At 39.8% G+C, this 18,940-nt stretch carries 14 protein-coding genes and 1 pseudogene; 5 read left to right on the top strand and 10 right to left on the bottom strand.

Annotated elements, in window-relative coordinates; genetic code table 11:
* Nucleotides 1-35: 35 nt before the first annotated feature.
* Nucleotides 36-668, bottom strand: a complete 633-nt coding sequence (crp, locus tag AVFI_RS11960) for a cAMP-activated global transcriptional regulator CRP (RefSeq protein WP_005421074.1) — start codon at nt 666-668, stop codon at nt 36-38.
* A 245-nt stretch (nt 669-913) separates the two neighbouring features.
* Between crp and AVFI_RS11955 the strand changes: the two genes are divergently transcribed.
* Nucleotides 914-1,318 carry an OsmC family protein gene (locus AVFI_RS11955; protein WP_012534317.1) on the top strand — a complete coding sequence of 135 codons (405 nt, stop codon included), beginning with the start codon at nt 914-916 and terminating at the stop codon, nt 1,316-1,318.
* Nucleotides 1,319-1,399: 81 nt separating this feature from the next.
* Here AVFI_RS11955 and hslU read toward each other — a convergent pair whose 3' ends face one another.
* From hslU to priA, 5 genes are all read right to left on the bottom strand, one after another.
* Nucleotides 1,400-2,734: an HslU--HslV peptidase ATPase subunit gene (gene hslU, locus AVFI_RS11950; protein ID WP_005421071.1), complete on the bottom strand. Its 1,335-nt coding sequence runs from the start codon at nt 2,732-2,734 to the stop codon at nt 1,400-1,402.
* Nucleotides 2,735-2,753: 19 nt separating this feature from the next.
* Nucleotides 2,754-3,278, bottom strand: a complete 525-nt coding sequence (gene hslV / locus AVFI_RS11945) for an ATP-dependent protease subunit HslV (protein WP_005421069.1) — start codon at nt 3,276-3,278, stop codon at nt 2,754-2,756.
* Nucleotides 3,279-3,457: 179 nt separating this feature from the next.
* Complete coding sequence (locus tag AVFI_RS11940) at nt 3,458-4,033, bottom strand: SPOR domain-containing protein (RefSeq protein ID WP_017019998.1); 576 nt, start codon at nt 4,031-4,033, stop codon at nt 3,458-3,460.
* 171 nt (nt 4,034-4,204) lie between these two features.
* Nucleotides 4,205-5,212 carry a DNA-binding transcriptional regulator CytR gene (gene cytR, locus AVFI_RS11935; RefSeq protein ID WP_012533023.1) on the bottom strand — a complete coding sequence of 336 codons (1,008 nt, stop codon included), beginning with the start codon at nt 5,210-5,212 and terminating at the stop codon, nt 4,205-4,207.
* Between the two features lie 192 nt (nt 5,213-5,404).
* On the bottom strand, nt 5,405-7,606 hold the full coding sequence (gene priA, locus AVFI_RS11930; protein ID WP_012533325.1) for a primosomal protein N': 2,202 nt from the start codon (nt 7,604-7,606) through the stop codon (nt 5,405-5,407).
* 239 nt (nt 7,607-7,845) lie between these two features.
* On the opposite strand from priA, the gene rpmE reads away from it, so the two are divergent.
* Nucleotides 7,846-8,064, top strand: a complete 219-nt coding sequence (gene rpmE / locus AVFI_RS11925) for a 50S ribosomal protein L31 (protein ID WP_005421061.1) — start codon at nt 7,846-7,848, stop codon at nt 8,062-8,064.
* A 265-nt stretch (nt 8,065-8,329) separates the two neighbouring features.
* A pseudogene (locus tag AVFI_RS11920) lies at nt 8,330-9,578 on the top strand (malic enzyme-like NAD(P)-binding protein).
* A 73-nt stretch (nt 9,579-9,651) separates the two neighbouring features.
* Here AVFI_RS11920 and AVFI_RS11915 read toward each other — a convergent pair.
* From AVFI_RS11915 to metJ, 4 genes are all read right to left on the bottom strand, one after another.
* On the bottom strand, nt 9,652-10,479 hold the full coding sequence (locus AVFI_RS11915) for a MalM family protein (protein WP_065604414.1): 828 nt from the start codon (nt 10,477-10,479) through the stop codon (nt 9,652-9,654).
* 73 nt (nt 10,480-10,552) lie between these two features.
* A complete protein-coding gene (locus tag AVFI_RS11910) occupies nt 10,553-11,896 on the bottom strand; it encodes a carbohydrate porin (protein ID WP_012533801.1) in 1,344 nt (447 codons plus the stop codon).
* Between the two features lie 399 nt (nt 11,897-12,295).
* Nucleotides 12,296-14,317, bottom strand: coding sequence for an alpha-amylase family glycosyl hydrolase (locus tag AVFI_RS11905; protein ID WP_188863413.1), 2,022 nt, complete (start codon nt 14,315-14,317; stop codon nt 12,296-12,298).
* Between the two features lie 119 nt (nt 14,318-14,436).
* Nucleotides 14,437-14,757 (bottom strand): met regulon transcriptional regulator MetJ, encoded by a 321-nt coding sequence (gene metJ, locus AVFI_RS11900; RefSeq protein ID WP_005421050.1) that lies wholly within the window; start codon nt 14,755-14,757, stop codon nt 14,437-14,439.
* A 346-nt stretch (nt 14,758-15,103) separates the two neighbouring features.
* Between metJ and AVFI_RS11895 the strand changes: the two genes are divergently transcribed.
* Both AVFI_RS11895 and AVFI_RS11890 read left to right on the top strand, forming a co-directional pair.
* Nucleotides 15,104-16,270: an O-succinylhomoserine (thiol)-lyase gene (locus AVFI_RS11895; RefSeq protein ID WP_012533250.1), complete on the top strand. Its 1,167-nt coding sequence runs from the start codon at nt 15,104-15,106 to the stop codon at nt 16,268-16,270.
* Complete coding sequence (locus AVFI_RS11890; RefSeq protein WP_054775333.1) at nt 16,270-18,687, top strand: bifunctional aspartate kinase/homoserine dehydrogenase II; 2,418 nt, start codon at nt 16,270-16,272, stop codon at nt 18,685-18,687. Before AVFI_RS11895 ends, AVFI_RS11890 begins: the two co-directional genes overlap by 1 nt.
* Nucleotides 18,688-18,940: the final 253 nt, after the last annotated feature.

Below are 18,940 nucleotides of genomic sequence, written 5' to 3'. Positions count from 1 at the left end.
CTGCGTTTTTATTTGCTTATGGTAACGACGTTAAATTAACGAGTACCGTAAACTACAATTGTTTTGCCGTGCGCTGAAATCAGGTTTTGCTCTTCAAGCATCTTTAAGATACGGCCAACAGTTTCACGTGAACAACCAACAATTTGACCGATCTCTTGACGAGTGATCTTAATTTGCATGCCGTCTGGGTGAGTCATTGCATCAGGTTGTTTAGCAAGGTTTAGTAGCGTTTGAGCGATACGGCCTGTTACGTCTAGGAATGCTAAGTCACCTACTTTTTGGCTAGTGATTTGTAAACGAGTTGCCATTTGCGCAGAAAGACGCATTAGGATATCTGGGTTAACTTGGATAAGTTGGCGGAATTTCTTGAATGAAATTTCTGCTACTTCACAAGGGCTTTTCGCACGAACCCACGCTGAACGCTCTTGACCTTCTTCAAATAAGCCAAGCTCACCAATGAAGTCACCTTGGTTTAGGTAAGAAAGGATCATTTCTTTACCTTCTTCATCTTTGATAAGTACAGCAACAGAACCTTTTACAATGTAGTAAAGAGTTTCCGCTTTTTCACCCGCGTGAATTAGCGTGCTCTTTGAAGGGTACTTATGAATGTGACAGTGAGACAAGAACCACTCTAATGTTGGATCTGTTTGAGGTTTACCTAGAACCATACTTTATACTTCCTCTGCGTTTGCCAAGTAGGCGATGTCCATTTTAAAATAACTGAGCCAAATATCAGTTTGGCCTATACAATATGGTTATCGGAACAAGGCTGCATGTTCGTTGAGATAATTAACAAAATCATACCTTGTTTCGCAATTGATTTCTTGACTTTGATCGTATGAATTGTGCGACCAAGGGCACAGTTTCGTGAAATGGATCACGAGTTTTCCTTTTAAGTAGTAAAGAGGCTTTTATGAACGCTGAAGTTAAATGGATTGAGGGATTGTCTTTTCTAGGTCAATCTCAATCAGGTCACTCTATTGTTATGGATGGTAATGGGGGAGAAAAAGCACCAAGTCCGATGGAAATGGTCTTAATGGCTGCTGGAGGATGCAGTTCTGTTGATGTTGTTGATGGACTTAAATCGGCAAATCAAGAAGTCACAGCTTGCGTTGCTAAGCTATCTAGTGAGCGTCGTGAAACTGCACCAAAGTTGTTTACTTACATTAATATTCACTTTGAAGTAACAGGTAACAACCTAGATTCAACGGTTGTCGAGAGAGTCACTGCGGATTCATTACAGAAATATTGCTCTGTATGTTTAATGCTTGGTGAGGGCGTAAAAATGACGCACTCATGGGAAATTATCTCTGCTTAAACTTTAGAACTACAGGGTGAGTTAATATTAAAAAGCCTCGCAAGTTAACCCTTGTGAGGCTTTATTTTAAGTTATGAGAGATTACAGAATGAAGCGGCTTAGGTCTTCATCAGCAACAAGTTCACCTAGGCGTGAACTTACATATTCAGCATCAACAATTAAGCTTTCGCCATTTTTTTCAGAAGCATCATAAGAGATCTCTTCCATTAGTCGTTCCATCACTGTGTGTAGACGGCGAGCACCGATGTTTTCAGTGGTTTCATTTACTTGGAATGCGGATTCAGCAATACGACTGATGCCATCTTCAGTAAATTCAACTTTTACATTTTCGGTCGCTAATAGAGCAATGTATTGCTCAGTTAATGATGCATTAGGTTCGGTTAAAATGCGTTTGAAATCATTTGCTGTTAGCGCTTCAAGTTCAACACGGATTGGTAAACGACCTTGTAATTCAGGGATCAAGTCAGATGGTTTTGCCATTTGGAATGCACCTGAAGTGATGAATAACATATGATCGGTTTTCACCATGCCGTGTTTAGTACTAACCGTGCTGCCTTCTACTAATGGAAGTAAATCACGTTGAACACCTTCACGAGATACATCACCAGAGTGAGAGTTTGAACCTTTACAGATTTTATCAATTTCATCGATAAACACGATACCGTGGTTTTCTACATTGAAGATCGCTTGTTCTTTTAGCTCTTCAGGGTTAACCAGCTTCGCACCTTCTTCTTCTGTTAGCGCTTTAAGTGCATCAACGATTTTCATCTTGCGCTTTTTGGTTGTATTGCCGCCTGATAGGTTTTGGAACATACCTTGAAGTTGGTTTGTCATCTCTTCCATACCTGGAGGAGCCATGATTTCAACGCCAACTTGAGGTGCAGCAACATCCACTTCGATTTCTTTATCGTCTAACTTACCTTCGCGTAATTTTTTACGGAAAGATTGTCGTGTACCAGAATCGTTATCGCCTTCTTCATTATTACCCCAAGCGTCACGAGCTGGTGGCAGTAAGATATCTAGAATGCGATCTTCTGCGTGCTCTTCAGCTCGGAATTTTACTTTTTCAACCGCTTGTTGATGCGTCATTTTAATAGCAACATCGGTTAAATCACGAATGATGCTTTCTACTTCTTTACCAACGTAACCCACTTCAGTGAATTTAGTTGCTTCAACTTTGATGAAAGGTGCGTTTGCAAGTTTTGCTAAACGACGAGCGATTTCGGTTTTACCGACACCTGTTGGACCAATCATCAGAATGTTTTTTGGTGTTACTTCTGTGCGCAACTCAGGAGCAAGTTGCATACGACGCCAACGGTTACGAAGTGCAATGGCAACTGAACGTTTTGCTTTATCTTGACCAATAATATGGCTATCTAATTCGTGTACGATTTCACGAGGAGTCATCTCAGACATGGTAATTCCTTATTCTTGATTAAGCGTTCAGTTCTTCAACTGTGTGGTTGTGGTTGGTGTATACATCGATATCGCCAGCAATAGTCAGTGCTTTAGTTGCAATTTCGCGAGCGTCTAAATCGGTGTTTTCTAACAGCGCTGTTGCTGCAGAACGAGCGAAATAACCACCAGAACCAATAGTTAATAAGTCATTATCAGCATTGATTAGATCACCTGTACCACTGATGATTAATGATGTTGTTTTATCCGCAACAATTAGCATTGCTTCAAGACGACGCAATGCACGGTCACTACGCCACTCTTTTGCTAGTTCTACTGCGGCTTTTGTTAGATTACCTTGATGCATTTCTAGCTTACGTTCACACAGGTCGAACAGAATAAATGCATCAGCTGTGCTACCAGCAAAGCCAACTAATACTGAGTCATTGTATAAGCGACGTACTTTTTTTACGTTGCCTTTTGCGATCATATCGCCTTGAGATGCTTGGCCATCGCCAGCAACCACGACTTTGCCTTCACGGCGTACAGAAACAATTGTAGTCACGAGTAAAACCTCTTTTTCGATGGCGCCAATAAATGAAAGCAGACGACCATCTTCATGATTATTACTATTGTAATGGGGGAAGGTAAGACGCTTTTCAAGATGAATAGATAGAAAAAAGGAGCACTCAATGGGCTCCTTTTATTAAATATGTGATGTGTTATTGATTTCGGATGATGGTTTTATTGATCTTTCCAAATAGCACAAGGTTCGATTTTTGCGCGTTGCAGTTTGTGACGATCTTTCTCTGCATCACGTTTGAATTTATATGGGCCAAGTACCACTTTATACCAGCTACTTCCTTCAGCATGACGAACAGTAGAGGTTATGCCTTGGAAAGCGATATTCATCTTACGTTCTTCAGCTTGTGAGCGGTTTTTATAAGCACCACACTGCATAATGTAAGGGATCTCAGATACTTTTAATTCTTTTTGTTCAACTGTTATTTCTTTATTTGGCAGCTCATCCATGTAGCTCCATTGCTCTTCTGGCAGTGGTGGGATGTCTTCTGTTGATGTTGGTTTCTTCGGTTTAACAGGAACAACTTCGGTTACTGGTGCTTTTACTTCTGGCTCTGGTGAGTCATTAAGGAAATAGAGTGCGTAGCCAAAAACCATAACTAGAAGAGCTGCAACAGCAACCGCTTTCCACGGCGTAGAGCCGTTAGACATAGGTTGTTTAGCGCCTTTTTTCTTAGTTGTTTTTTTTGTCGCTTTCTTAGGAGAGCGTCCACGTTTTACATAATCTTTATTGGCCACGATCTTTACTTTACACAAATTCACTGATGGTCGTTTATGGTAATCAGTTGTGTGAACTCATACCAGTATTTGTGTAAAAAAGTACGCAAAAAGTCACTATTTAGACAAATTGATTATCTAGAATTATGACTTTTTACGTTTAATGTCGTTCAAAGAATGAATTAAAGGCGCTTATTTGTTTTTTGGGGACGCCGTACTCTCTCTTACGATTAATGATGATTCGAGTAATCGTGAGCCAGAACGAACATCATGGCCTTTTAATAATTCAAGTAGCATCAACATGGATTGACGACCAATTTCATAACGAGGTTGCGAAATCGTGGTTAATGCTGGATCACAATATTGAGAGAATTCAATATCATCAAATCCCATGATAGAAATGTCTTGAGGTACTCTAAAGCCCATTTGTTTCGCTTTTTGAATCGCTCCGATTGCCATAATATCGTTATGACAAAAGACGGCAGTTGGTGGCGTTGAAAGAGAAAGAAGTTGAGTTATTGCTTTTGCACCTGCTTCGAAAGTGAAATCACCATATTGAACATAAGAGGCATTCATGGTGATACCCGCTCGGCGAAGTGCTTGCTGGTAACCTTGGTGTCGAAACTGACAGAGCGCGGAGCTTTCAGGGCCAGATAATTCTGCGATGTTTTTATGCCCTAGTTTAGTTAGGTAGTTAACTGCTTCATAGGCTGCTGTAAGGTTATCGATATGAACAGTTGGTAGTTCTAATTCTGGTGCATATTCACACGCCATCACAAGAGGCGGTAAATTTTTTTGTTCTTGGCGACTAACGTTAAAAGGGAGGTCTGAACCAAGTAATACCATACCGTCGACTTGTTTGGTGTATACAAGGTTAACAAAGGAGTGTTCACGTTTTTTCTGTTGACTGCTATCGCCTACTAAGATGACATAACCATTTTCAACGGCTGCATCTTCAATGCCGCGAATGATATCGCTAAAGTAAGGATCGCAAATGTCAGGCACAATCGTCACAATGGTTTTTGATTCATTGCGTCGTAATGTTCGAGTTAACGTGGTGGGTGAGTAACCCGTTTCTAATACTGCATCTTCAACGCGCTTACGAGTGGATAATGATACTTTTTCTGGTGTCATTAGTGCTCGTGATACCGTTGCTGTTGACACTCCTGCCGATAAAGCAACGTCCTTCATTGTCGCCATAATTATCTTCTCCCCAATACTTTTATCTTAAAAGTAAACGATTGCTCTATTTGAATGAGAAGATATTTTATTCATAAAATAAAGATTTAAATACGGCTCGTTTAACAAAAATTACATCTGTATTGTGATTTCTCTCACATGAAGACCGATTGTTTCACTTTTTCAACAGGAAAATTGTTGATAAAACCGACATTAACTTAAATCTTGCGGCTCAATATCTAAAGTCCATCGAACTTTTTTTGCTAGAGGTAAAAGTTCGATGGCGGTTTTTGCACCACGAAGCATTGATTGCATTACCGTGCGGTTTGGTGCTTGGAATAATAGTTGCCAGCGGTATTTACCTGCACGACGGGCTAATGGTGCGGGGATCGGCCCAAGTACTGGTGTTGCATCATGAAATTGTGGGTGGCTTTCTAAAATATCACGTACTTGTCGTAAGAATTGTTCCACGTTTTCGTTATTATTTGCTTCTGCTCTAAAAAGAGATAAATGGGTATAAGGTGGTAATTGAGCAAATTTACGTTCTTTTAAAGCGTGCTCTGCAAAATGCCCATAACCATGATGTAATAAGCTTTGTAGTAGTGAGTGCTCAGGGTGGTGAGTTTGCAAAATTACTTCACCTGGTTTACTTGCACGTCCTGCACGCCCTGCAACCTGAATAAATAATTGAGCTAATCTTTCAGGCGCTCGAAAATCACTACTAAACAGAGAGCTGTCTACGTCGATTAATCCAACCAAAGTAACGTTAGGAAAATGGTGGCCTTTTGCTAGCATTTGAGTACCAATTAAAATTTGGTATTCATTGTTCTTAATCGCTTCTAAATAGTCTTCTAAGCTACCTTTACGACGAGTGCTATCTCTATCAATACGTACCGTTTTGTACTCAGGAAATAGATTGGTTAATTGTGTTTCTAGTTGTTCTGTACCTACACCGACAGAAATTAATTGTGTCGATCCGCACCCTTGACATTGATGAATAATGGGCTGTTGTGAACCACAGTGGTGACAACGAATTTCATTTGAGTGTTGATGGAAAGTATAGAAAGCATCGCAACGTTTACATTCAGCCATCCAACCGCATTCATGACACATTAATGCAGGTGAAAAGCCTCTGCGGTTTAAAAACAGCATGACCTGATTGCCCTCAGATAAGTGTTTTCTCATTTGAGCAATTAAAGGGGCAGATAGGCCGCTGTTAAGATATAAGCCTTTTACATCAAGAACACCATGGCGAGCAGGAATGGCAGTACCTGCGCGTTTGGTTAGTGTTAGGTGATGATATTTTCCAACATTCGCATTGTGTAATGTTTCTAACGCAGGGGTTGCTGAACCCAGAATAATAGGGATGTTATCTAAGTTGGCTCTCATCACGGCTAAATCGCGCGCATGATATCTCATGCTGTCTTGTTGCTTATAAGAGGCATCATGTTCTTCATCAACAATGATGATCCCTAAATCATGAAAAGGCGTAAACAGAGCCGAACGAGTACCAATGATGATACCGGCGTGATTATCCCTTGCTGCTAACCATGCATTTAAACGCTCAGTGTCATTAAGTCCTGAATGAATAACATCAACAGGTACATTAAAGCGACGCTTAAAACGATTAATGGTTTGTGGAGTTAAACCAATTTCAGGAACCAAGATAAGCGCTTGTCGTCCAGCTTTTAAAATCGGTTCTAGAAGCTGTAAATAGACTTCAGTTTTTCCTGAACCCGTAACCCCTTCCAACAGATAACAACCAAATTCATGATTTGCATTGACCGTAGCAATAGCGATAGATTGCTCTTCATTGAGTTGAGGTTTCTCTTGAGTGACTTCAACATCTCGATACCAGTAGCTTGGTGTCGGAGCAAGGGATATCTCTTCAATCCAACCTTTATCTGAAATCGCTTTTAGTGTGGCAGCAGTCACTTCTTCTTCAAGCATTTGCTCATGACTGCATTGTTGATGTCTTACTAAATTGAGTGCTTTGGCTTGTTTTGGAGCTCGTGTTAGCTTATTTAAATCTTGATTTTTACCAAGCTCGGTAATTTGCCAAGCTTTTAACGAAGCAAAATTGGCTTCTCTTCCTTTTCTTAACCATGACGGCATCGCATTTGCCAACGTATCCCCTAATGGATACTGATAATACGTGCTGCTCCAATTTAATAATTTGTATAGATTAGTTGGCCATAAACTTTGCTCATCAAGCACCGCATCAATGGCTTTTAATTTTTCACGAGCAAACTCAGATTCATTGCTAAGTTTTGTTACCACACCAATTAAACGCTGACGCCCAAAAGGGACTTTTACTCGCCCACCGACCACAGGTTTTTGCTCTGATTTAATAAGATAATCAAAGGTGCGATCAAGTGGAACAGGCAGTGCAACATGAGCGATTGAATAGGGCATGGTTAACATCATTAAGAAATTGGAATGAGAATAGTCTACCTTTAGATAGAAATATCGCAAATGGGTAAAAAAATCGGTGAAAAAAGTAACAGATCAGTTGATTGATCGCTCCAGATTCATTACTATACGCGACCTTAAGTAAGTGTAATCCATTTACGCTTACTATTTTTGTTAAACTACGTGTGGTGTCCGGCATTAGAATCGGATAGCGACACGGCCTAAACTATTAAGGTTTTCCCATGAAAGTAGGTATCCACCCAGAATACACAGCTGTTAAAGCTACTTGTTCTTGCGGCAACGAGTTCGAATTCAACTCTGCACTAGGCAAAGATTCAATCCACCTAGACGTATGTGACAAATGTCACCCGTTCTACACTGGTAAGCAACGTATCGTTGATACAGGCGGCCGTGTTGATCGCTTCAACAAACGTTTCGGTGCAATTGGTTCTAAGAAATAATTACCAATTTCCGATAAAAGAGGAGTCCAGTAGGGCTCCTTTTTTTATACCTGCAATTTACGATTTTCTCATTTCTGTATTCGATTATTCTTATTGTGTCTTTTCTTTTTTCTGTATTTAGTTGAATGATCACTAACTCAAATTTGTACGATAGGTCGGCATTTTTGTTGGTACGATCTGTAAGCAAAGGCTATGAAGTTTGAGCTAGATCAACTAATATAGAGGTTTACTATTTTGACGTTACCTTTTAAATCAGGAAACCATCATGTCTGAAGAATTTCGCAAGCAAGCTCTAGATTATCACGCTTACCCAACTCCAGGTAAAATTGAAGTTGCATTGACTAAACCGGCTGACACAGTAGAAGACCTTGCTTTGGCTTACAGCCCTGGTGTGGCTGAGCCTGTACGTGAAATTGCAAAGAATCCTGATGATGTTTTATAAGTACACATCAAAAGGTAATATGGTTGCGGTTATTTCAAATGGTACGGCAATTCTTGGTTTAGGTAATTTAGGTCCTCTTGCATCAAAACCTGTAATGGAAGGTAAGTCGCTTCTTTTTAAACGTTTTGCAGGCTTAGACTCGATTGATATCGAAGTAAAACACCGTACGATTGATGAGTTTGTTGATACGGTTGCTAATATTGCAGATACATTTGGTGGTATTAACTTAGAAGATATTAAAGCACCAGACTGTTTTGAGATTGAACGTCGCCTTATTGAACTTTGTGATGTACCTGTATTCCATGATGATCAACATGGTACAGCGATCGTAACTGCTGCTGGTATGCTAAATGCGATTGAGCTGCAAGGTAAGAAGTTAGAAGATGCGATCATTGTATGTTTAGGTGCTGGTGCAGCAGCTGTTGCATGTATGGAGCTACTTATTAAGTGTGGCGCAATGCGTGAGAAGATCTACATGCTGGATCGTAAAGGTGTGATTCATACTCGCCGTGACGACATTAATGAGTACAAACAACGTTTTGCAAACAATACCGATAAGCGCACATTGCAAGATGTTATCGAAGGTGCCGATTTATTCTTGGGTGTATCTGGTCCAAATTTATTAGATGCAGAAGATCTGAAGCTAATGGCTGATAAACCAGTTGTGTTTGCTTGTTCAAATCCAGATCCTGAAATTAAACCTGAATTGGCTCATGAAGTTCGTTCTGACTTAATCATGGGTACAGGCCGTTCTGATTATCCAAACCAAGTAAATAACGTACTTTGTTTCCCATTTATCTTCCGTGGTGCGCTAGATGTGCGTGCAAGTGAAATTAATGATGAAATGAAGCTAGCTGCTGTTGATGCCATTCGTCAATTAGCTAAAGAAGAAGTGCCCGTTGAGGTATTAAAAGCCGCTGGCGTTGAATCACTGACATTTGGCTCTGACTATATCATTCCAAAACCAATGGATCCTCGTCTACTTCCACGAGTTGCTAAAGCGGTAGCACAAGCTGCTGTTGACTCAGGGGTCGCTCGTATAGAAATGCCTGAAGGATACATGGAAGCGTAATTCGTTTTATCTTTTATGTAGAAAAGGCTTCTAACTAATTAAGTTAGAAGCCTTTTTTTATTTAAGTAAGAAATTATTTTTGACTTTCTAAAGCTTGAACAAATGTATCTTGAGCATCTTTAATTCCCAACGCTTTTGCTTCTTCTAGTAGCGCTAATGCTTTAGGTATGTCGTTTGTTTTTACTGCTTCAACAATGGCTTCTTTATAGAAAGTGTGCGTTTCTGGTTGTGCCGATTTTATTGCTACTTTAGATTGTTGAGGTGTTTGTTTATGCGCTTGTAATGAAAGCGTTTTTATCGATAGCTTTAGTTTACCAAAACGCTCATAGGCATAAGTCGGATCCGTCACTATTGGCATCGGTTCACCTAATTCTTCCGCTCTGATCCTTGCTGGGTGCTTCACCTTAATAGATTGACCTAAATACTCATTAGAAGAATAGATAATAAAATAAGGGGTTTTAGCTGCATCAAGTTGGAAATTTAATTGAAACTGAGTACGAGTAAATGCATCGGATGGTTTGACATCAAATTGGTCTAAACTTGTTGTACTTACCACATTAAATTCATGATCGAGAGCAATGAGTTTTGGTGCTGCAACTGAGTCATTAATCATTAAACTAGAGAGACGAAGTTGTACTTTTCCTGAACGTTCAGCGAATTTGAAGGCATTAAAATAGCTGTTTCCATCAGAAAAATGACCAATAGGTGAATCTTTATCTAATTGGAAATCGATATCTTCCGTTGTCGCTAGCTGTATCCAAGGATATTGAGAAAAGTCATTACAGCATACTTGAGAATTTGCGAGCGGTTCTATTGGCTGTTGTTGTACGGCTTCGGTTGAAGAACACGCAGTCAAAGAGAGACCGATAAATAAGCTAAGTAACAATTTTTTCGTGTTCATCACGATACTCCATTATTAAGGTGATAATAAACGCAAAAAGGCAGCCATTTGGCCGCCTTTCACTTTAACTCAGTTAGAACCAGATTTCAGTGTGTACACCGATAATTGTTTCTGACTTACCATCTTTAATGCCAATTTGTTTAGCACTTGCTTCATCATCAGCGGTAATGTAGCTCACGTATGGTTTGATTTGTGGGCGACCGAAATAGTCAGCGTTAACTGTAAATGCTGCCGCTAATTCAACGTTAATAATGTCACTCTTCAGATCATCGCCAGTACGTCCCCAGTAACCTTCAGCACCTTCTTCATGAGCGTAAGAACCTGTCGCTTCAAGACGAAGGTTATCGTTCACTTTGTATGATGGACGTGCTGCAACGATGTAACGTTTTAGGTCTTTAGCACCAAATAGTTCATCTAATGCCGCAAAATACGTTACTTCTGAACCCATTTGCCAGTTTTCCGAAATGTTTACCACACCGCCTGAAGTGAAGAAGATAGATTCAGCATTGTCATCGCCACCTGACCAGCTACCAAAGTTCACACCACGGTTTTGCGCTGCGCCTTTACCGTAAGCAATCGCTGTTTGTGACCAACCATCTAGGCCGTAGTAACTAGAGTTTAATGTGATAGATGCGCCAAAACCGTCATCATCTTGAACATTAGCTTGAGTGATGTATTTGAAATCAAAATCTAAGCTACCAAAGCCAACATCAACACCGTAGTAGTATAAATCGTGTGAGGTTAGTGTTTGTCGACCATCAGCACCGGGACCATTATTGATATCACCGTCTGTATCTGCAGCAACAATTGCAAAACCTGCTGTGTTGCCACCAAGTTTAGTTTGAATACCTGCACCAACACCTGATGATTGTTTCCAGAATTCACCCGATAGTGCACTTGCAGAACGGTTTAGGTAACGTTGACCACCCCAGATAGACGTATCTTCACCTAGGTAAGATAAACCACCAATTTCAACATAAGTTTCTTTGATTTCAAATTGTGCCGTTGTGTTGGCTTTTTGGCTACCAGGAGATGAGTAAGCGTAAGAGTTACCATTACCGTATTCAGAACGAACGACAAAGTCAGACCAAACACCATTAGCATGTTCAGTATGTTTTTTGATTACGAATTCAACTTGGTTAGTACTTTTTCCGTGAGTACCTGCTGTTTTATAGTCTGGCTTACCAAATTCAGTATCTACTGTTTCGCCATCAACCATACGGAAGTTCATTGACGCGTAACCGTGAACTTCCCAACCATCTGAAATAACATCAGTTCCATTTACTTTTTCAACTTTTGGTGCAGCTTCATCACCTGCGATGACATCCAGTGCAACATCGGTTTCTGCAAGTGTAGCGCCAGAAAATAGTGCTGTAGAAACAGCTGCGGCAAGCAATGTGTATTTATTCATTTTCATCTTAAAATCCTATTTCATATTTTGATTTGAAAACGTTTACTTAACTCATGGCAGTGTAGGGAAGTGAAGTAAACATCTGTCGTTATCGAACGAGACACAGATTAAAAATAAATAGGTATTTTGCCCTCCTCCTCTTTTTAAGGATGATAGGGCGTAGTACTAAGGATGAGAAAAATGAATGGCAGGTCTTCTTTTGATAATAATCACACTTAGTAGGAGTGATTGAAAATATTTATGAGATAAGGCTCACGTCGAAAGATATTTTGAAATTAGAAATAATGAAGAAAATCGTAAAAGAGGGAAATTAAGAAATAATCAGAAATGTGATCTAACCAACAATAGACATTGTTGGCTAGAAATAGTTCATATTTTATTCATTAATTTAAGGTAAAGGAGGGGTTATTTACACTTAGAAACCATCATTGATTTTGGCTCTCCTTGGGAAGTGAACTCTAAGCTCCAAACGTAGTTACCATCTTCAGGAAGATAGATGGCGGTATCTTGGCCATAGCCACCAGTAATGAGTTTATTTGATTGTCCCAATTTGGGTGATAGTCCTTCGGCTGTGTATTGAGCGCCCCAGTCTTTTGTTGCATATTGCATTTTATAAGGGCCTCGTTTTTCATTGATGACCACTTGATAAATGTTGTTTCCTTTATATTGATACGCTCTGGTTTCTTTATGGCTCCAACGAGAGTCAGAGAAATCGCCAATTAAATATAAGGTATCTTGTAAAGGGGCGTTGGTGTCTGTGATAGTAGGGTTATCGCATTGCGCCATAAAACCACTGCCATATAGCGCTATTTCTTTTTGCTCTGTGATAGGTCCTGTACTATTTGGCTCTTCTATTGTTAAAAATCGACTTTCAAAGTTGGATAATGGGATGGTGTATATTCCATTCATTGGAGTAAAAATCTGCTCGGTGATGAGATCAATTAAGTTACCTTTTGACCCAAGCTGTTCTGCATCTAAGGAGAGCGTTTGATCTGCCTCTTGAGTACTTACCATATAAACAATTGCATCATTTTCAGATTGTTTATGATCGATATAGACTTCTTTATTTGCTACTAAATTAACTCTTTTACCCTTAGATAAAGCAGGGTGCTTAATACGTAATTGCATTAATGCGGTAACGTAATTTTTTAAATCCGTTTGCTCTGGAGTCAACTTGGCGGTAAGACCATCAATTTTGGCAGATGATCGAGCTATGTGATCATCACAAAGCCCTTTAATGGCACAGGTATCTTTATTCTCTTTTTTGGAAAAACCGTCAACTTGATCACCAATTTCATCACCATAGTATAGGGTTATTGGGCCTGTATAAGCGGCTTGAAAAGAGAGGGCTGCTTTGTGTCGAGTCCAATAGTTTTTGTCATTTGGATTAGCAATATCACCACGTTGAAGTAAGTCACCAAAGCGAACAACATCGTGATTTCCTAGCATTAAATTCGGTACAGCATGAGGAGGGTAAAGCTCGTGCATTTGCATACCTTGATTAAGCCAATCCCCTCCTTTATGTCCTACGCCACTTTCATTAACTGCAAAGGTTTCAGCAATGCGAAAACGCAGAGGAAAGTCAAAAGCTGAGCAAAGAGCAGGATTTTGTTCGCTGCCATAACCTGTTTCAGTTATGTAGTTTTCGTTATTCCAGATCTCGGCAACCATATAGCCGAGTGGATTTACTTGTTCACCTTTATTATTGGTATAAAAGGTTTCTTTTGATGCGGCGTCAACGGCTTTACGAATGTTCGTCCAAGATTGTGTTGGCACTTGGTAGGCTTGGTCTAATCGCCAGCCGTCGATTTTTAATTCTTTAATCCAGTAGGTTGCGACTTCTTTATAAAAAGCTTCGCTTTCAGGGTAGTTAACAGGATTGTGCTCTCCTGCTGGAAGTAACCCTGTTGGCGATGGCTTAATCAGTCCTTTTTTATGGTGGCCAAATACGCCATCAAATAATACGTAAATACCACGCTTGTGAGCCTCTTCAACCAGTTCTTTGGCTTTTTCTAATGTGCCAAAGCGTGGATCTATTTTAAAAAAGTCAGTAGCAAAATATCCGGTAGCATCGAGTTTATCAGCCCAATGGTCTTGATTATCTAGAGGGGCAGATTCAAAGACAGGAGTCATCCAAATGGCATTCATACCAAGCGATTGAATGTAATCTAATGAATCAATAATTCCTTGTAAGTCGCCATTATGATGACTTGGGCCATAGCCAGTGCCATGTCCGATTGTGTTATCACCATCGACAAAGCTTTCGACCATGATTTGGTAAATTCGTAAGTTATCGCTTTGTGCCGTCATTTGCGGATCACACTGATAAGCTAAGGAAGAGAGGTCATTATTAGATGTTGAGCTACATGCGCTCAAAAGTGAGGTAATAGCGAGGGCTATTGTTGTTTTTGCGATCTGTTTTTTCACAGTAAGTCCTTTATATTTATAAGTAGGGCACTGTGATTATTTATTAGCCAAGAGGGAATGTAATCCTCCTAATTTTATTAAAAGAAGGAGGAGACAAAAGGAGGAGGAATAAAACGTATTTACTCTTCGTCAAACGCTTCGAATTCGATCCCCATTGCCGTCATTAATGCTTTTGCTTCAGCTGGAATATCATCTGGACGATCTTTACGTAGATCTTCATCTGTTGGTAAAGGCTGGCCAGTGTATGCGTGGAGGAATGCTTCACACAATAATTCACTGTTTGTCGCATGACGTAGGTTGCTTACTTGGCGACGAGTACGCTCGTCAGTAAGGATTTGAAGTACCTTTGTTGGAATAGAAACAGTAATTTTTTTTACTTGTTCGCTTTTTTTACCATGTTCGGCATAAGGACTTAAATAGTCACCATTCCAATCAGCCATTGTTCACCTTCGTTCAGAATTATTGATGTATATAAGTAGAATAGGCGATTTTAGCGATATTTACCGCTAAAAGTAAAGACATATAGACGTCTAGAAGTGTTGACGTCTCATTTTGTGGTGGTAAAGTAGACTATATACTTATGGATTAGCGTATATCAGTCATATTAATTATATGAGCGGGAAATTGCGAAGGAAAATTATCTATTATTAGAAATAAATTTCGGTAATTAATTTTATGTAATTATGAAATTTAAGACATGAAGATAAAGACATTCCCTTGTAAGCCTGTTTAGATAGTTTATATCGTTGGTATTACATTACTGCACCGCAGTTTGGAAGGGAAATTATGAGCGAAAGAAAACCTGCAACTATTGCTGTTCGTACCGGCATTGAAACAGACTCACAACATAACGCTGTTGTGCCACCTATCTACTTATCAACTAACTATAGTTTCCCAGAATTTGGGGATGTGCCTAAGTATGATTATGCTCGTTCTGGAAATCCAACTCGAACTCAATTAGAAACCACTCTTTCAGATTTAGAAGGTGGTGCAGGTGCAGTAGTAACTAACTGTGGAACATCCGCTCTTAATTTAATGGTATCGGCACTGCTTGGTCCTGACGATTTAATTGTTGCTCCCCATGATTGTTATGGAGGAACTTATCGATTGTTTAATACCCGTGCAAATAAAGGAGATTTTCAAACTTTATTTGTAGACCAATCTAATACTGAAGCTTTAGATGCTGCAATTGCTAAAAAGCCAAAATTAATCTTACTTGAAACCCCTTCAAATCCATTAGTACGTGTGGTGGATATTGCTGAAATTTGCCAAAAAGCGGCTCAAGTTGGTGCGTTAGTCGCAGTAGACAACACTTTCCTTTCACCTGTACTACAGCAGCCTCTCTCTTTAGGGGCGGATTTTGTTATTCACTCTACGACTAAATATATTAACGGACATTCTGATGTTGTTGGTGGTGTACTTATCGCTAAAACAAAAGATCATGCGGATGAGCTTGCATGGTGGGGGAACTGTATTGGAGCTACTGGTACTGCATTTGATAGCTACTTAACACTGCGTGGTATTCGAACATTGGGTGCACGTATGCGTGTGCATGAAGAAAATGCAATGGAAGTTCTCAAATGTCTTCAAGAACAGTCATTAGTAGGTACGATTTACCACCCAAGTTTACCTGATCATCCCGGTCATGAAATTGCAAAGCGTCAACAAGCAGGCTTTGGTGCTATGCTCAGTTTTGAACTAAATGGTTCACTTGAGCAATTGAAAGTATTCGTTAAAGAATTGAAATACTTCTCTTTAGCCGAGTCTTTAGGTGGTGTTGAAAGTTTGATTGCGCATCCAGGAACTATGACACATAGAGCGATGTCTGATGAAGCTCAAGAAGAAGCCGGATTAGCTCCAACATTATTGAGATTATCTGTTGGATTAGAAGATAGCCGAGATCTTATCGCTGATCTTCAACAAGCATTTACGATTGCCGCAGAGGTGAAATAATGACAAAACCTTGTTCTCGTCAATTACACAAATTTGGTGGTAGCAGCTTAGCTGACCCTGAGTGCTACCGCCGAGTTGCCACCATCTTAAAAGAATATTCAAATGAACATGATTTGATTGTTGTTTCTGCTGCAGGTAATACAACAAACCGTATTTTAGAGTGGATAGATAACCTTTCTAAAGATGGGCGTTTAGCTCATAACACATTAGAGTCTTTGCGGACATACCAACAGGAACTGATAACTGAATTACTGTCTGCTGAGAATGCTGAACCTTTATTGGCTGTTTTACATCAAGAATTGATTGCGATAGGGCAATTACATGCACCGTTAACAGAGGTGCAGCAAGCTGATGTATTAGGTCATGGTGAAGTATGGTCTTCAAGATTACTTTCTGCGTATTTAAATCAAATTGATTTACAAGCAGCTCCTCTTGATTCTCGAACCTTTCTAAGGGCAGAGCGAGCAGCGCAACCTGAAGTGGATCGTGTGCAGTCTTGGCCTTTGTTTAAAGAGCAGGTAGCTCAGCATCCACATGGACGAATTGTGATTACTGGTTTTATGGCTCGCAATCAAAAAGGAGAAACCGTACTTCTTGGTCGAAATGGTTCTGATTATTCGGCAACCATGATTGGTGCCCTTGGTGAGGCGTCGTGCGTTACTATCTGGAGTGATGTTGCTGGTGTGTTTAGTGCTGATCCTAGAAAAGTTGAAGATGCGTGTTTACTGCCATTATTAAGATTGGATGAAGCGAGTGAGTTAGCTCGTTTAGCCGCGCCTGTATTGCACAGTAGAACATTACAACCTGTAGCTCAAAGTGCATTAGATTTGAGTCTACGTTGCAGTTATCAGCCTGAATCTGGTTCAACCCGAATTGAGCGTGTATTGGTTTCTGGACGAGGCGCAAAAATTGTCACGTCATTAGAAGATGTCTATTTGATCCAGCTTGGCTTTGGTCGTGGACAAGATTTTGAACGCGCTCAACAAGAGGTTCTTTCTTTACTTACTCGTTCTCAACTGCAGCCATTAGCCTTAGAGCCTCAAGCTGATCAGTTTACATTATTGCTCGCTTATACTTCTGAAGTCGTGAATGAAGCGTTAGAAGTGCTACAAAACTCAGCGGTACATGCTGAAATTAAGCTAAAAGAAGGCTATTCAATGGTTGCTGCTGTTGGTGCGGGGGTTACCGCGAATGCCATTCATAGTCATGGTTTTTATCATCAACTGAAAAATTCCCCTCTTGAATTTGTGTACGCATCAGAATCGGGTTTAAGCCTTGTCGCTATTTTACGTAAAGTTGATACCTCATCGATCATTAATGCCATTCATAACAGCTTATTCCAAGCGCAAAAACGAGTGGGATTGATCCTGTGTGGACATGGAAATATTGGTTCTCAATGGTTATCACTATTTACTCAACAAAAACGTCAACTTGAAAAGCGTCATGGAATGCAGTTTTCACTCATTGGTGTTGTTGATAGAGAGCGTTGTTGGCTTGATTTTGATGGGTTAAATAGTACTGAGGTGGTTGCTAAGTTTGATGATGAAGCAACAAACTATACGGATTTTGATTGGATTGAAAAAGTCGGCGCCGTTCAAGGTTATGATGATGTTGTTGTTTTAGATGTAACGGCAAGTGCTGATCTTGCTAATCGATATTCAAAAATTGCAGAACAAGGAATGCATCTGATCTCAGCGAATAAAGTTGCTGGCTCAGCGCCAAGTGCTGATTATCAAGCGGTAATTGATGCCTTTGCTAAAACATCGCGTCACTGGTTATATAATGCAACGGTTGGAGCTGGTTTGCCTATTAATCATACCGTAAGAGATCTTCGTGAAAGTGGTGATGAAATTATCGCATTATCGGGTATTTTTTCTGGTACGTTATCGTGGCTGTTTCAACAATATAATGGTGATGTTCCTTTCACTGAATTAGTCGATTTAGCTTGGCAACAAGGATTGACTGAACCGGATCCAAGACACGATCTTGATGGGTCGGATGTCATGCGCAAATTGGTGATCCTTGCTCGTGAAGCAGGACTTCATATTGAACCTAATCAGGTAAAAGTTGAATCACTTGTTCCTAGTGAATTATTAGAAACAAGCCTTGATGATTTTCTGTCTCAAGGTGAAGTGATTAATGAATTATTGCTTGAACGACTAACAAAAGCTAAGAAAGAACAGAAAGTATTACGCTATGTGGCTCGTTTAAATAAAGACGGTAGCGCAACGGTTGGAATAGAGGCATTACCTGAATATCACGCATTAGCCAATCTATTACCATGCGATAATATTTTTGCCATAGAGAGCAAATGGTATAAAGATAATCCACTGGTGATTCGAGGTCCAGGAGCTGGACGAGAGGTGACTGCAGGTGCGATTCAATCTGATTTAAATCGTATTGCTTCGCTGTTTTAACATCATTTAACCTTATGCATATTTATTAAGCCATACACCTTGTATGGCTTTTTTGTACCCATTGTCTTGAAATACGCATATTTTCAATATTTAGATTAATTTATATTTTTAGTTAACTGTTTGAATAAAAAAGCTTATGTAGCACTTAAAAACAATTAAGCATAAATTAAAATTAAAATAATTAACATGCTATGGATTTTGTAAATCTATTCAGTAATGATAATTGAAGTTCGATTAACATACGTCTGTTCAA

The organism is Aliivibrio fischeri ATCC 7744 = JCM 18803 = DSM 507 (assembly GCF_023983475.1).
Classification (GTDB): Bacteria; Pseudomonadota; Gammaproteobacteria; order Enterobacterales; family Vibrionaceae; genus Aliivibrio; species Aliivibrio fischeri.
The sequence above is the reverse complement of the archived record's forward strand: the minus strand, read 5'-3'. Positions and strand labels throughout refer to the sequence as shown.

What these genes read in the sequence shown, in the direction of transcription:
- crp (WP_005421074.1), bottom strand. Translation starts at nt 668, where the DNA reads ATGGTTCTAGGTAAACCTCAAACAGATCCAACATTAGAGTGGTTCTTG.
- AVFI_RS11895 (WP_012533250.1), top strand. Translation starts at nt 15,104, where the DNA reads ATGAGCGAAAGAAAACCTGCAACTATTGCTGTTCGTACCGGCATTGAA.
- AVFI_RS11910 (WP_012533801.1), bottom strand. Translation starts at nt 11,896, where the DNA reads ATGAAAATGAATAAATACACATTGCTTGCCGCAGCTGTTTCTACAGCA.
- AVFI_RS11890 (WP_054775333.1), top strand. Translation starts at nt 16,270, where the DNA reads ATGACAAAACCTTGTTCTCGTCAATTACACAAATTTGGTGGTAGCAGC.
- cytR (WP_012533023.1), bottom strand. Translation starts at nt 5,212, where the DNA reads ATGGCGACAATGAAGGACGTTGCTTTATCGGCAGGAGTGTCAACAGCA.
- AVFI_RS11955 (WP_012534317.1), top strand. Translation starts at nt 914, where the DNA reads ATGAACGCTGAAGTTAAATGGATTGAGGGATTGTCTTTTCTAGGTCAA.
- AVFI_RS11915 (WP_065604414.1), bottom strand. Translation starts at nt 10,479, where the DNA reads ATGAACACGAAAAAATTGTTACTTAGCTTATTTATCGGTCTCTCTTTG.
- hslU (WP_005421071.1), bottom strand. Translation starts at nt 2,734, where the DNA reads ATGTCTGAGATGACTCCTCGTGAAATCGTACACGAATTAGATAGCCAT.
- rpmE (WP_005421061.1), top strand. Translation starts at nt 7,846, where the DNA reads ATGAAAGTAGGTATCCACCCAGAATACACAGCTGTTAAAGCTACTTGT.
- metJ (WP_005421050.1), bottom strand. Translation starts at nt 14,757, where the DNA reads ATGGCTGATTGGAATGGTGACTATTTAAGTCCTTATGCCGAACATGGT.
- priA (WP_012533325.1), bottom strand. Translation starts at nt 7,606, where the DNA reads ATGCCCTATTCAATCGCTCATGTTGCACTGCCTGTTCCACTTGATCGC.